At 41.3% G+C, this 13,136-nt stretch carries 14 protein-coding genes; 6 read left to right on the forward strand and 8 right to left on the reverse strand.

The features are described 5' to 3' along the window. Positions 1 to 32: 32 nt before the first annotated feature. On the reverse strand, positions 33 to 764 hold the full coding sequence (locus ACYVTD_RS00165) for an SPOR domain-containing protein (RefSeq protein ID WP_461245751.1): 732 nt from the start codon (positions 762 to 764) through the stop codon (positions 33 to 35). Between the two features lies 1 nt (position 765). Further along, positions 766 to 1,347, reverse strand: coding sequence for a dephospho-CoA kinase (gene coaE / locus ACYVTD_RS00170; protein WP_461245752.1), 582 nt, complete (start codon positions 1,345 to 1,347; stop codon positions 766 to 768). Between the two features lie 61 nt (positions 1,348 to 1,408). Between coaE and ACYVTD_RS00175 the strand changes: the two genes are divergently transcribed. Together ACYVTD_RS00175 and ACYVTD_RS00180 are read left to right on the forward strand one after the other, a co-directional pair. Next, complete coding sequence (locus ACYVTD_RS00175) at positions 1,409 to 2,251, forward strand: hypothetical protein (RefSeq protein WP_461245753.1); 843 nt, start codon at positions 1,409 to 1,411, stop codon at positions 2,249 to 2,251. 646 nt (positions 2,252 to 2,897) lie between these two features. Next, positions 2,898 to 3,884: a leucine-rich repeat domain-containing protein gene (locus tag ACYVTD_RS00180; protein ID WP_461245754.1), complete on the forward strand. Its 987-nt coding sequence runs from the start codon at positions 2,898 to 2,900 to the stop codon at positions 3,882 to 3,884. A gap of 222 nt (positions 3,885 to 4,106) precedes the next feature. Here ACYVTD_RS00180 and ACYVTD_RS00185 read toward each other — a convergent pair whose 3' ends face one another. The 4 genes from ACYVTD_RS00185 to rplM all read right to left on the reverse strand — a co-directional run bounded on the left by ACYVTD_RS00185 (position 4,107) and on the right by rplM (position 6,109). After that, positions 4,107 to 4,622: a hypothetical protein gene (locus ACYVTD_RS00185; protein ID WP_461245755.1), complete on the reverse strand. Its 516-nt coding sequence runs from the start codon at positions 4,620 to 4,622 to the stop codon at positions 4,107 to 4,109. 195 nt (positions 4,623 to 4,817) lie between these two features. Continuing rightward, positions 4,818 to 5,273: a regulatory protein RecX gene (locus ACYVTD_RS00190; protein WP_461245756.1), complete on the reverse strand. Its 456-nt coding sequence runs from the start codon at positions 5,271 to 5,273 to the stop codon at positions 4,818 to 4,820. 2 nt (positions 5,274 to 5,275) lie between these two features. Beyond that, on the reverse strand, positions 5,276 to 5,668 hold the full coding sequence (gene rpsI / locus ACYVTD_RS00195; protein WP_461245757.1) for a 30S ribosomal protein S9: 393 nt from the start codon (positions 5,666 to 5,668) through the stop codon (positions 5,276 to 5,278). A 12-nt stretch (positions 5,669 to 5,680) separates the two neighbouring features. Beyond that, positions 5,681 to 6,109, reverse strand: coding sequence for a 50S ribosomal protein L13 (rplM, locus tag ACYVTD_RS00200; protein ID WP_461245758.1), 429 nt, complete (start codon positions 6,107 to 6,109; stop codon positions 5,681 to 5,683). A gap of 208 nt (positions 6,110 to 6,317) precedes the next feature. Here rplM and ACYVTD_RS00205 point away from each other — a divergent pair, with 208 nt between their 5' ends. Continuing rightward, entirely contained in the window at positions 6,318 to 7,391 is a 1,074-nt protein-coding gene (locus tag ACYVTD_RS00205; protein ID WP_461245759.1) for an endonuclease/exonuclease/phosphatase family protein, read from the forward strand. A 102-nt stretch (positions 7,392 to 7,493) separates the two neighbouring features. Here ACYVTD_RS00205 and ACYVTD_RS00210 read toward each other — a convergent pair whose 3' ends face one another. Further along, the gene (locus ACYVTD_RS00210; protein ID WP_461245760.1) at positions 7,494 to 8,801 is read right to left on the reverse strand and encodes a tetratricopeptide repeat protein; all 1,308 of its coding nucleotides are present in this window, start codon (positions 8,799 to 8,801) and stop codon (positions 7,494 to 7,496) included. A gap of 268 nt (positions 8,802 to 9,069) precedes the next feature. Here ACYVTD_RS00210 and ACYVTD_RS00215 point away from each other — a divergent pair, with 268 nt between their 5' ends. Genes ACYVTD_RS00215 through ACYVTD_RS00225 form a run of 3 tightly spaced genes read left to right on the forward strand, consistent with a single transcriptional unit; the run spans position 9,070 to position 11,985 of the window. Next, on the forward strand, positions 9,070 to 10,026 hold the full coding sequence (locus ACYVTD_RS00215; RefSeq protein WP_461245761.1) for a LysM peptidoglycan-binding domain-containing protein: 957 nt from the start codon (positions 9,070 to 9,072) through the stop codon (positions 10,024 to 10,026). Between the two features lie 2 nt (positions 10,027 to 10,028). Next, positions 10,029 to 11,654 (forward strand): hypothetical protein, encoded by a 1,626-nt coding sequence (locus ACYVTD_RS00220; RefSeq protein ID WP_461245762.1) that lies wholly within the window; start codon positions 10,029 to 10,031, stop codon positions 11,652 to 11,654. Between the two features lie 13 nt (positions 11,655 to 11,667). Further along, positions 11,668 to 11,985: a transglycosylase SLT domain-containing protein gene (locus ACYVTD_RS00225; protein ID WP_461245763.1), complete on the forward strand. Its 318-nt coding sequence runs from the start codon at positions 11,668 to 11,670 to the stop codon at positions 11,983 to 11,985. 29 nt (positions 11,986 to 12,014) lie between these two features. Here ACYVTD_RS00225 and ACYVTD_RS00230 read toward each other — a convergent pair whose 3' ends face one another. Next, positions 12,015 to 13,064, reverse strand: coding sequence for an aminopeptidase (locus tag ACYVTD_RS00230; RefSeq protein WP_461245764.1), 1,050 nt, complete (start codon positions 13,062 to 13,064; stop codon positions 12,015 to 12,017). Positions 13,065 to 13,136 lie beyond the last annotated feature (72 nt).

Here is a 13,136-nt window from a genome sequence, read left to right on the forward strand (position 1 = left end):
TTAACCCGGCGTTTTCTATGTTAAGTTATAAACTATTGAGCTCTGGCTGTCTGTCTTATTTGGCTGTCGTCAAAGCCGTCAATTAATTTGACTATTTCAAGCCAATGATTGGCTTCTCTTTCTGATGTGTATGGTCCAAGGCGCACGCGATACCAGACTTTTCCGTTAATTTCGCGGTTTTCGATAATCGAGGTAATGCCTTTGGTGGCAAGTAATTCCCTTGCGTCTTCGGCTCTCACCTGCGCGGCAAAAGCGCCTGTTTGTACCCAAAAGTCATTTATTGTTTTTGTTGATTTTGCGGGCGTAGAAGATTTTGCTGTCGCCGCAGGTTTAGTTGTCGTTGCTGGTTTTGTTGCGCTTGCGGTTTGAGCAGGCTTTGCTACAGGTTCTGGCGTTTTAACCGCGACTACAGGTTGTTCGGGGGCTTTTGGTTTTTCCGATGTCTGAACAGTATCTGCGACTGTTTCTGTGGTGGGAACTGGAACAATAATCGTCAGGTTGTTACCGTCGTTTTTGTCGGTTTCAATAATATTTGTTTTTTGTTCCGGTTCCTGAGAACTGACAATTTCCGTCTGCGCTGGCGTCTGGGTAGGGACTTCATTCCAGTCGTTTTGGACCCTTCCGTTTGAATAAGGAATATTAGCGGCAATTGCGGTATCCTTTGTTTTTGGCGTTAGAACGATAATGGCGACAGTTATGGTTACCAGTAAAAAAAAGCCGACAGAGACGGCAACCAACAGCAGTTTTTTCATTTCTTTTTCCATGTTATTTAATCCCCTTTACAAAGTCGTCAATCCGTCTTTCCAGTCTTTTAGAGCTTGAAAATTCGGAGTTTTCTACTCTATAAATTTCGGCGTTTATTGATAAATATTGAGGGGTGAAATCCTTTTGGCTGGCAATACGCCTTAAAATCTCCCCCCAGGGGAGATTGTCCCGCTTTTTCGCCCTGAAAAGCCGTGTTAAAAAGGGGGCTGTTACAAGGATTAGGCGGTCAAGTTTATGAAAAGCCGAAGATCGGTGGAGCAGGGCGGCGTTTATTACACAGTGGCTCTTTTGGGCGGCTATCCATTCGTCTGTAAGCCGATTTACCGCAGGGTGTACGATGTTTTCAAGGGCGGCTAGTTTTTCAGGCTGTCCAAAGACACGTTGTCCCAATAACCGCCTGTCTGGTGAGCCATCGGGTTTTTTCAGGTCTGAACCGAATTGGGTAAAAATAACGTCTTTTTGGGTATCAAGAACCTGATAGCCTAATTTATCAACGTCCAGAACGGGAAGCCCGCGGGCTTCAAGCAGGGTGGCAATGTGGTTTTTACCCGCACAATAGGTTCCGGTAAGCCCGATAATCATAGTTATTAATCGGCATTATTGACATGGCAAAATATGTCTTTTTGTACTATAATTAATTGATATGAAGTCAAATAAATTACTTTTTACCATTTTATTCGTCTTGATAGGTTGCGGTTCGCTTTTTTTCGGGTTGATATCTTGTCAGTCCGTAAATAGCGCCAAAAAACACGATCCAAAGGATAAATCAATAGCCTCCCTTTTAAACGGTCCCAGAAGCACAACGGCGTCGTTATTAATCCCCGAAGTTGACTCAAACAAGGGTGTCCAAAAGGCTTTAAAAGAAAGAGCCTTACAAATCCGTAATATTTTGGACGCTGTAATGACAATGAACGGAGCAGTCAATCTTTTAGAATCTGAAGCTCTTGCCCCGATTGACTTTGTTTTAAAGAGGCTCACAGGTACGCTTTTATGGATATATTCCGCTTTGGCGTTTCAAAGAGTGCTGTTGTCTTTCTCAGCTTTTCTGATTTTTATAGTGATAATTCCAATTTGCGCGTTAGTAACGATTATTATTTTATGGCGGCATAAAGATAAGACAAAATTATACAAAATTGCTATAGCTTCCGCCGTAATCAGCGTGGTAATTACGTTTGCCATACCTGTTTCTGTAACCGCGTCGACTTTTATGTGCAATAAGATTCTGGCTAAAAAAATAAATACTCTTACCGCATCGATAGAATCCAACGGAAGGAAAGCATACGCTATAGAAAACGAAATATTAAAAGCAAAAAAAGGTAGCAATGTCAATTATACAAGCAGAGTTAAGAATTTAAGCGAAGTGGTTATAGAAGCCGCGATAGATTACAATATTATCAGTCTGTTTGTATTTGTTTTTGTTCCCATTTTAGTGCTGATATTTATTTTCTTCCTAACAAGGTATGCGGTGCGGTTGATTTTGCTATAAATGCCGACTCATTATCTCCTTGGCGTGTTTCTCCATTAACTCTTTCAATATATCATGTTTGCGGCAATATTCAAACGCACGGCAAAGCCGTGTGGTTGAATATTGCCACATAGCATAGCACCAACAAATGCCGCTGTCTGTAATAAAGCAAGGTCGCCTTTAGGCAACCGACAGTGCGAACGAACCAGTAGCGAACCAAGAGGGATTTGAGCTTGCCAGCGATAAAATTGTCAAAAAAAACAGTAAAAAAGGGCGAAATTAATGGGGGTGCTTATAGGTAAATTTACCTATATTTCTGCTGGAAAAAAGGGACGTTTAAATTCGACACCCTTTGTATTTTTTTCATACATTTTTCTTTTGAAATAGTACAAAATATTTTAATATTAGTCAATAAAATTTTAAGTTAAATGCAATATTTCTTTAAACTCTCCATAAATTCTTATAAGAATTACTTTTTAGAAATTCGAGTCCGTTTTTGTGAAATGTCAGATTTAAACGTCCGTTTATTCTCGCGCTTTTTTAGGTAATTTTACCTACATTTTTTTGCCGTTTCCGGCTTATGCGGGAAACATACAAAAACTGACGGCGGGAAAAGACCGCGTGCGGTATAATACCTCTTGTTCTACCGCAAAAAGGAGTTTCTACAATGAAGCTTACAAAAAAACTTTTAGGAATTATCGCAGTTATCGCGGTAATAGGATTTATGGCGCTGCCCCTGACGGGCTGTCAAGACGCGGGAGATGATGAAGACAGCTCAACTTCGGGATCTGCACCGTCAGGAACACAAACTGACGGTGATACGCCGATAACAAGCGTATCTATCTCTATTACCGCTCCAACCCAAGGCAGTACTCCGGTTACAACGGCAACAACAATTATGGTTAATTTTACCAACGCGATAACATGGTCGCCTGCCTTTGATGGAAATGGTAAATTTAAAGCTGGAACGGTATATACAGCGACGATAACGCTGACAGCCCTATCTGGTTTTACATTCACCGGTTTGACCGATGTTAGAATCAACAACAACACACTAAACGCATCAAGTATAAAAGAAAACATCGGCGGAACAGTAAAGTTGGAATACACTTTTCCGCAGACGGAACTATTATTTAACGCTGTCACCTCGTTTGGCACATGGCTCGCTAGCCAAGCCGCCAACGATCCTGCAACCGCCTATCCCGTCGTGCTGAACGTGAGCGGCCTTTCCAACATTCAAAGTTTACTTTCAAGTAACAGCACCAAATATGTCTCCCTTGATCTTTCGGGTACTACCTTTGCCAGCATTGGCGGTGTCGCTTTTCACGGCTGCACCAGCCTTGCCAGCGTAAACATACCTGTCAATGTTAACAGCATTGGGTCTGGTGCTTTTCAAAAATGCACCGAACTTACCAGCGTAAGCATACCTGCCAATGTTACCAGTATTGGAATCGCCGCTTTTAATGGCTGCACCAACCTTGCCAGCGTAACATTCGCAACAGGGAGCAATATCGCGGACGCAAGTTTTGGACAAATGTCCTTTCCTGAAGGAGCTAATGGACAAGGCGGTAACACATTAAAGACTGCCTACGCCAACGGAAAAGAGGGAACGTACACGAGAACGGCAAACGGCTCATCGTGGACGAAACAGTAGGGAAAAATGTATGGAGTTTTGCGAAAGCAAAACTCCAAGCAATCCGGCATAGCCTGATTGCAGTGGGTAGAGAAAGTGAAATGCTATCTGCTAATCACTATTTAATAATTTGCGTTTTTCTGCCTGTACAACGTAGTATTCTGTTGGAAAGTAGGAAAGCGTGGTTTATTTTTAGGTATACATCTTGCTTTCACTTGACTAATCATTTAATTGAGTTGATACTTATAAAGAGGAAACCACCGCTCCCACCTGTTTTCGGAAATCAGAGAATTCGGGCGTGTAGCCGTATCGGGCGATCACCGTCTGTATGGCTTCGGCGGCTTCTTCTTTTTTCTTGTTTATTTTATATCCGGTTATTACAAACTTTTCATACGTTCCTTTTCTTCGGCTTAAGATTGCGATAATTCCGTCTTTTTCAACCCCTGTGCGTTTATCATTGTTTTTTTCTCTAATATTTATACTGTCAGTAATATAACCATTTTTCACAGAGTCCATTATTTTATAAAGTAACGCTGTTATATCATCTTCATTAAGTTTGTCTTTTTTTAACCTTCCTTCAATAATATGTAAAAGCCCATACCCTTCTTTCCCTGTATAGCCTTTATCAATAAAAATATCGCCAAGTTTTTCATTATGGACTGTTTGAGATTTTCCGGTTTCAAGAATCTCTGACAGGCGTTTTAAGTCCTTTTTAATCTGTAGCTCTTCATTTTCATCTTCAGAATCCAAATTCGACATTTTTTCCTCCAAAAAGTATTTTCTCTATATGGGTGTGGACTATGCGTTTTGCTTGACTGTTTTAGGAAAAAATTTAATTTTTTTTTATAATAGCTAATTTACCGCTACAGGTAGCGTACCCTTAAAGGCAAGGTACACTAGTTAATCTCATCGCTCTCTAGATTTTCTCTTTTTTTGTGCTCTTTGGTTCGTGGTTTACTCCTCCCCCAAAAATCGCTTAATAGCCATAATCGAGAACCCTTCGCTTTTTAACAAATACTTTAGCGAGTGTAACTCGCCCTTTGCTTTTTTAGAGTATTTTTTCGCAAACCGCGCGAGCAGGGACAACTCTGTTTCTTCGTCAAGTATGTTTTTTAGAGCCGTTTGTGCGTCATCATGGTCTATGCCTCGCGCGCACAGGGAAGAAAGCAGACGGCGTGGACTGCGTGGCAGATGCAGACGGGATTCAAGCCATAGGCGGGCAAAGCGATTGTCGTCAAGGAGCTTTAATTCTGTAAGTTTGGCAATTACTTCGCCTATGCAGGCGGAGTCGAACCCGCGTCTTTCCAGTTTGCGAGTAAGTCCGCCGGTGCATTGTTCCGCTCTGGCAATTAAACGCAGGGCGGTTTTTTCCGCGCGTAAGTAGGGAGAGGGGTCTTCGTTTTCTTCCAAAATTAGCGTTTGGAGAATTGGAAGCGTCTGCGCGCTCCGGGCTGTCCGTATTTTTTACGTTCAACCATGCGCGGGTCGCGTGTAAGGTAACCGTTACTGCGAAGGCTTGCGTAATTGGTATGATCCACCTGACAAAGTGCGCGAGCAAGTCCGTGACGACACGCTCCAGCCTGTCCGTTACTGCCACCGCCGTATACATTGATTAAAATGTCGAATTTGTTTTCATTGTTGGTTACCATAAGGGGTTGGCGTACCATAAGCACATGCTCGCCCATTGGGAAATATTCGGCAACGTCTTTGCCGTTAATGGTTATTTTTCCGCTTCCGTCACGAATGTAAACACGAGCTACAGATGTTTTTCTTCTTCCGGTTCCTATTCCAAGATTCTTAATCATAATGATTCCTTTTTACGCCTCAATCGGCACAGGTTTTTGGCTTGTGTGCGGATGCTCAAGACCGGGGTAAATTTTTGCGTTTTTCGCCATTTTTCTGCCTAACGGTCCTTTTGGGAGCATTCCTTTAATAGCCTGCTCAAGCGGCATTGTAGGATGCCTTTCTTTTACCTTCTCGTAGGTATGAGCCTTTAATCCGCCCGGATACCCGGAATGGTGGTAATAAATCTTTTGCTCGGCTTTTCTTCCGGTTACAACGATTTTATCGGCGTTAATAACTACAACAAAATCCCCAACTTCTTGATGGGGTACAAAACATGTCTTGTTTTTTCCACGGACAATGGACGCAACCTTTGCCGCAACCCTGCCCAGAACCTTCCCACTAGCGTCGATAATGTACCATTTTCGTTCCACCGATGCGGGTTTTTCAAATACTGTCTTCATATCAATAACCTTTTAATCACCTTTTCAATAAAAATTCTTATTTGTAACGGGAATTTAAGGGTATAAAAAAAACGAAATTGTGTCAAGTACGTTTAGGGGTTCTTTTCCTCTTTTTTTTTGCAAAAAAAATCGATTTTTTTTCATTTTTAGTCAAGCAAAACGAGGGGTACGCACCCATATAGGGGTAAATAAACTTTTGGAGGTTGCTATGAAAAATCTTTACTTTTTACTAGTTTTTGTTTTTGCTCTGTCCGGCTGTTCTAATACCGAACCCGGAACACCCCCCGATGAGCCGGGGATCCTTACCCTGATGACATGGAATGTCAATAACTTGTGCGACGGCGTAGACGACGGCTGTGAATACGATGAATTCAAGCAGTCGGCGGGTTGGTCTCAGGAAAAGTACATGGGCAGGATTAACGCGATATCCGCCGCTATTGGCGGATTAAAGCCACAGCCGGATATCCTTATGCTAGAGGAAATTGAGTCCAATGTGATTCTTGAAGACCTTGCAAAGGCGTTGCCCAAGGACTATGCCTGCTGTCATTTTGCCAATAATCCGGGCGCGGCGATGGGAGTCGGTATACTAAGCTGTTTGCCGCTGACAGAGACAAAAAACCATTCCGTTACCATTAACGGAGAAACTACACCGCGTCCCGTTCTTGAGGCGAGGGTTCAAACGGAAAAAGGGGATATTGTCTTATTTGTCTGTCATTGGAAGTCCAAACTTGGCGATGATGATGTTACTGAAAATATCCGCAGATCTTCAGTCAGGGTGTTGTTGCGCCGGATTCGGGAAATTAAGGAAAATGAGCCTGATACCAGCTTTATTATTGCCGGTGATTTAAACGAAAACCACGATGAGTTTTTCCGGCAGAAAGCAAGTAAGATCTGCGCCCTTATTCCAGATGATCCGTATTGCGTAAAAATGTCCAATGTAAATGTCGAGGGACAAAAAGACTTTTTTGTAATTACCGGAAATAAACCCCCGCTGCCTGTTAATTTTCTGCAGGAGTCAATAGTTTTATTTTCTCCGTGGATGAGCGATTTACAGAACGGCTCATATTTTTACAAATACAACTGGGAGACAATAGATCACTTTTTAATTTCCGGTCATTTCTTTGACAATTCAGAATGGGAATATGAAAAGGTAATTATAGGGAATTATGAGCCTTTTGCCAATTCAAGCGGAATACCGATTCCTTACAACACAAAGACAGGAGTGGGACTAAGCGATCATTTTCCGTTGATATTGACTATTAGGCTATTGGGAAACATATAAAAACTTCAGTTTTTATATGTTTTCATAACCTGTGAAGAATCGGACTTTAGTCCGATTCTTCGTGTAACATCAGAAAACCCAACCGGGGTTTTCTGATGTTACCTAGTGCTTTAACGCGGCGGTTCTAGAGTCAAGGGAGTTAAGAATTACTTGAAGTTTTTCTTTTTCTATTAAGTCAATAAGACGCGCTTCCGTGTATCTTTTGGCTTCTTCCGTGTACTGACCGACGGTAATGCAAATTCCCTTGCCGGCTTTTACTTCTTTTAAATGAGAGTGAAAATCTCTGACAATAAGCTCGCCTATAGAGCCTTGAGTTCTGATAAAACGGAACATGATAGTATCTTGCCATTTTATTGTGTCAATTTCGGCAAGAATATCCGCCCATTCTGCTTTGTTAACGGATATATTTACTATTTTTACTTTTGCTTTGCCGTAGTAAGTCATAACGATTTTTCTGCAAAGGGCGACAAAGTCCGCCGATGAGCCCATCAGAAAGGTTTGAAGATTGCGATTTGCGTTTAATTCAATATATTTGCCTAAAAGGACAGTAACGTCTTTATACGAAGGATTATCATGTTGAAGCTGTTTTAAGTAAGGAATTGCTTTACCTATTTCATTTGTTTTGATTAATGTTGTGGCAAGTTTATAGCGCAATTCGGCTAAAATATCAACTTTTATATTCAGGTGTCTTAAGCCGATTTCAAAATCCTGAATTGCCAATTCATACTGTCTTGTATCAAGATGTATGGTTCCCGCACTGAGACAGCAAGTGGGTCCCATTACCGGGTCGGCGCGCAGGTGGTTATAAATGCGCAGAGCCTGCTCAATTTGATTCGCTTCATGATAACATTCCGCCAAAGTATAAAGCGATTCTTTGTCGTCTGGGGCAAGGTCTATCGCTTTGCGGATAAAAGTCATCGCCTCTTTTGGTTTTTTTAACCTGAAAAGGGCGTGACCAAGACTGCGTAAGACAGCGGGATTATCGGGATCCTGAATGCGCGCTTGCTGTAAAAGCTGAATGGCTTTTTCGTAATTTTTCCTTTCAAATTCAAGAGAGCCAAGCTCGTAATTTACCTCAAAATTATCCTGTCTGTAAGTTCTAGCCGTAGAAAAGCCTTTATAAGCCTGATCCAGCATATTGAGTTGTCTTGCCGCAATACCGTATCTAAGAAAAACCTCGAAATTATCAACGCCTTTTATACTTTTATTTACAGCGAATTGTTCTATCAGATTTTCATAAATTTTCATCGCTTTTTCCCAGTTTTGATCATCAAAAAAAGCGCTGGCTAATATATTTAACGCTTCTGGATCATTGGGATTCTGGGCAAGTCTTTTATTTGCATCTCTTACCGCTGTATCGCGGTCTCTGGATAATTTTCCCGCCCCCAATAAACCACGGGAAGAATTCATAATAAATAAGAAAACGGCTCCTACGAAAATAAGGGCAACAATTCCTAGCACTACTGGAATCATACTTATAATTATCGGATATTTTTGTCATTTCTGATACAAATTTGGCAGTAAATTTGGCGGAAAATGAGCGATTTCTATATAAAAATAGCATAAATTCACGATATAAAATATAAATTAGTATGAATAACCCACTTGACAGAAGGTAAATCCAGCGTATAAACTTTAAAAAGAACCTTTATAAGTTCACTTAAAAGGAGCAGGTTACATGGCATCAAACATTGGCATTAAGATTGCCAACGGTGAATTCTACCCCATAATGGAAGAGAATTCCTCGATAAAAAAAAGAATAATACTTACCACAGTTCATGATAATCAACCCAGCGTTCAAATCGATCTTTACAGAAGTCCGGCGAATACTATGCCTGACGCTCAATATATCGGTAGCTTGGTTGTTGAAAACATAAAGCCGAAACCTAAGGGAGAGCCGTCAATCGAGATGGTAATTTCTTCCGATTACAACGGGGAAATAATTGCCGAAGCCGTTGACCTTGATACGGGGGCTAACGGAGAACATTGTGTATTGACTGTTTCCTTAAAGTCTCTTGATGAATCTGCCCGAGGTCTTAATATTCCAGATTTTGCCTTGGAAGCAAACGAAGAGCCGCCTTCTAGTCTTTATCAACATGCCAAAAAAGTACGGCAAAGCGGTTCTAACTCATGGATTTTAGTCGTGCTTATCATATTGCTTGTTTTAGGGCTTCTTGCCGGTTGGCTGTTCTTCTATAACGGTATGGATACAGTCCGTTCATTTTATAACAATAACATTCACGGAAAATATATTTGGAAGGAGACTGTTAAAAAACAGGAACCCGCTAGAAAACCGGAACCTGTTAAAGAGCCTGAGCCTGTCAAACAGACAGAACCTGTTCAGCAAAAAGTTGAACCCGCGCCCGTGATCCAATCGCCTGTTACCGCGCCCGAAAAACCTCAACAGACGGGAAGAAAACGCAGTCCGGCTCCTGTCGCGTCATATAAAGTTCCTACCACAATTCCAAGAGAGGGTGTGAATTACACGATTCGCTGGGGCGATACGCTATGGGATATTGCCGAAGCGTTTTACCGTAATCCATGGCTGTATCCCAGAATTGCAAAGTATAATAACATCAGAAATCCGAACTTAATTATTTCGGGAAGAACGATACGGATTCCTCCTAGGAATTAATTTTGTTTCGTCTATTGAGGGTTCAAGGTTTTTTTTTACTTTCCCTGTTAGTTTTCTCTTGCGCGTCACAAACAAAAAATAATTATTATTACAAAGGGCTATTGGATAATTCAGTTCCAGAAAAAGCCAGACTGTTTGAAAGAGCGCTTTCCAGCCGCAATGAATATATAAGGCAAGCGGCGGCGGAAGAACTTGCAATTTTAATGTCGCAAGGAAAAACCCTTTCGCGCAAAACAAAAGAACGCATCCGCGCTGAAGTAACAGGTTTTTGGGCTGAAGCTTTTAAGATTGCGGACGCGTTTGACAAAGAAAAAGCGCTTTTGTTTTTCTTTGAACATGATCAAAATTCGCCCTCTTATGAAGAAGCCAGACGGTTTGTCCTTAATACATGCAAAAAAAAAGATATATTTATTTCAGATTGGGAGTTAGCCGCTATTATGGGGCATTATTCTGTTTCCTGCCAGCGTTACAATGAAGCGCTGGATTATTTTCGTGCTTTTAAAATAGGAGACAAATGGTCGGAAGAAATTCCCTATCTTTTTATTAATTATCCAATTTTGATAAATGATTTGGGCAAGGCTTTTCAATACACTCAATCGGGCGGAGAAGGGCTTACCCTTTATTCACAATGGCTAACAAATAAAGAGCTGTCTCTTGATCTGCAGTACAGGCTTAATTTTTATGCTGGAAGAGTCGCGCGCAGAATGGGCGGGCAAAATACAAAGGGTATTGCTCTTTTTGAACAGGCGTTAGCTCTTGCCCCTGACGCAGACCAAATTGACGCCTGTATTTGGTATATTCTTGATTTAACAATAACAGGATCAACCAATACTTTTTTGGAAAAGTTGACAAAATATGTTCCTGATTGGCACAATGGCAGTTATTATAACGATATATTAGAAAGATTTTTACATAAGCTTGTGTCCGAACGCGATTGGAATAAAGTTATAAGAACTTATGATCTGATAAAATACACAAGCGCGTTTTCTTCTAAAATATCTTATGCAAGGGTAATAGCCCGTTCAATAGAAAATAATTATCTGTCAGCTACGGACTTGCGTCTTGCCGCTAAAACGATAGACATTGAAACGGCAGACGCGCTTGCATTTTATCGCGCCGCTTATGACATAGGTATTGTTCCTTCTCTTCCGTCTTTTATTTACCGCTCGCAATGCGCTGATGCTTTAAATGAACCTTTTATGATATTAACCGAAGAACCAGAGCCCAAACCGGGGAAAAAAGAGTATACCCCATATTTTCAATTTATTATGGGTTTTTTTGATAATAAAGCCGTTGATTTTATGCTTCCTCATATCAAAGAGTTGGAGCATAAAATGACTGTTGATGAATTGCGTGTTGTAGCAAAGGCTCTTCATGATGAGGGGTATTATGCAAAATGTATGGAAGTTGTTTCCTCGTATATTTACAAAGGCGGTTCCAGCAGGAACAGGCGCGATTGGGAATTATTGTTTCCGCGTCCGTATCTTGAATTGGTAGAGAAATACGCTAAGGAATACGATCTTGCGCCTTCGCTTCTTTACGGGCTTATTCGCTCGGAGAGCGCTTTTAGGGCTGCGGTAATTTCGCGCGCAGCCCTAGAAGCGCTCTCCGAGCGAATAAGCCCGTAAAGAAGCGAAGGATATGGCGGAGCGTATGCGGCGGAAGGACGGACCTAATTATTTTGGAGAAAATGATTTAGTTGACTCTACAAATCCTGCGCATAATATTCATATAGGCACTTATTATTTTAAATATTTATGCGATTATTTTGATGATCCAATTCTGGCGTTGATGGCTTACAACGGCGGACAAAATAGGATACGCAGATTGCGTTCCGCCAACAGCAAAATGCCCATTGATCTGTTTGTGGAAACGGTTCCTATTCTTGAAACTAGGGATTACGGCAAAAGGGTTCCGGCTGTCGCGAAGATTTATCAGGAATTATACTACAAAGAATAGTATCCGCCATTATGGGTAATGATTGGTAATTACTGCAAAAGAGCGGCTTCAAGTTGTTGGCGGGGATTGCCTTTTTTTGTAATTTTTTTTGCGGCATTAATAAAAGCGGGAAGGTTCTTCCCTGAACGCTCATAAAGTTCCGTGTAAAAATTATCCTCTGTGTGGTATAGCCTGAAAAGCTCCAGATACGCGTTGTTTACCGGTAATTCCGCAAAACCCTTGTAATTATCGTTGGAAAAACGCCTATCATACTCGGTATTAAATCGCTCTTTCGTGGCGTTAATTATTCGCTCTTTTTCCGCTAGTTTTTCTTCCCTGCCGACTTCACTTTTATAAAGGACATCAAGTTCCGCGATTAATTCCTGAAGAAATTCTACATAGTTTTGGCTGTCTTTGTCGGATGTAAATATCTGCCTGTATTCGTCGGAATCTTCCCCGTATCGCTTTGCTATGAAAAGTCTTGCCCCCTCGCTACCGATAAATTCAGCCAGTTCTTCGTTAAAATTAACCTGCCCTTTTATAAATACTGTAGCGTGAACAAGTTCGTGGATAATTAAATCCGCCAGTCTTGAAGGAGGGTAATCCAACATATAGGAATAAAGAGGGTCTTTAAACCAACCCAGCGTACTGAAGGCGTCCACTCCGCGAATCCAGACATCAAGGTCTTTTTTTTCCAGTTTTGCCCGCTCTTTACGCGCGTCCTCAACATTGAAAAAACCCTTGTAGGGCATACGTCCCACAACGGGAAAATTCCACTCGTGGCGGCGGAATGAATCTTTTGCCGAGGCGGAAACAACAGCGGCAAGGTAGTTTCTGTCCAGTTTCACAAAACGTGTGTAATTTTGGCTTTCTTTAAGCCCCAATTCGTCCATTGCAAAGGCGCGGATTTCTGTAACAAGCTGTATAAAGTCTTTGTTATCAATTTGTTCCAGCGGGACTGCGCGATTCAGATACCCCAGTAAGGTTACACCCTGTTTTAATGTGTAACAGCCCGATAATAACCCGCAACCTGCCAGTAGTAAAATGGCGGAGATAACAGGTAAAATAGGTAACAAAAAATGGCGGTTTTTCGTATTCATACTCAATTCTCTTGAATTTTATTTGTTATTATTCTATTATAGCCAAATAGCTTTAGTCAAAGGTATTTATTC

This window comes from Treponema sp. R6D11, assembly GCF_054786075.1.

Bases quoted from the DNA above. Each gene is read 5' to 3' on its own strand.
- ACYVTD_RS00165 (WP_461245751.1), bottom strand. From the start codon at position 764: ATGGAAAAAGAAATGAAAAAACTGCTGTTGGTTGCCGTCTCTGTCGGC.
- coaE (WP_461245752.1), bottom strand. From the start codon at position 1,347: ATGATTATCGGGCTTACCGGAACCTATTGTGCGGGTAAAAACCACATT.
- ACYVTD_RS00175 (WP_461245753.1), top strand. From the start codon at position 1,409: ATGAAGTCAAATAAATTACTTTTTACCATTTTATTCGTCTTGATAGGT.
- ACYVTD_RS00180 (WP_461245754.1), top strand. From the start codon at position 2,898: ATGAAGCTTACAAAAAAACTTTTAGGAATTATCGCAGTTATCGCGGTA.
- ACYVTD_RS00185 (WP_461245755.1), bottom strand. From the start codon at position 4,622: ATGTCGAATTTGGATTCTGAAGATGAAAATGAAGAGCTACAGATTAAA.
- rpsI (WP_461245757.1), bottom strand. From the start codon at position 5,668: ATGATTAAGAATCTTGGAATAGGAACCGGAAGAAGAAAAACATCTGTA.
- rplM (WP_461245758.1), bottom strand. From the start codon at position 6,109: ATGAAGACAGTATTTGAAAAACCCGCATCGGTGGAACGAAAATGGTAC.
- ACYVTD_RS00205 (WP_461245759.1), top strand. From the start codon at position 6,318: ATGAAAAATCTTTACTTTTTACTAGTTTTTGTTTTTGCTCTGTCCGGC.
- ACYVTD_RS00210 (WP_461245760.1), bottom strand. From the start codon at position 8,801: ATGAATTCTTCCCGTGGTTTATTGGGGGCGGGAAAATTATCCAGAGAC.
- ACYVTD_RS00215 (WP_461245761.1), top strand. From the start codon at position 9,070: ATGGCATCAAACATTGGCATTAAGATTGCCAACGGTGAATTCTACCCC.
- ACYVTD_RS00225 (WP_461245763.1), top strand. From the start codon at position 11,668: ATGGCGGAGCGTATGCGGCGGAAGGACGGACCTAATTATTTTGGAGAA.
- ACYVTD_RS00230 (WP_461245764.1), bottom strand. From the start codon at position 13,064: ATGAATACGAAAAACCGCCATTTTTTGTTACCTATTTTACCTGTTATC.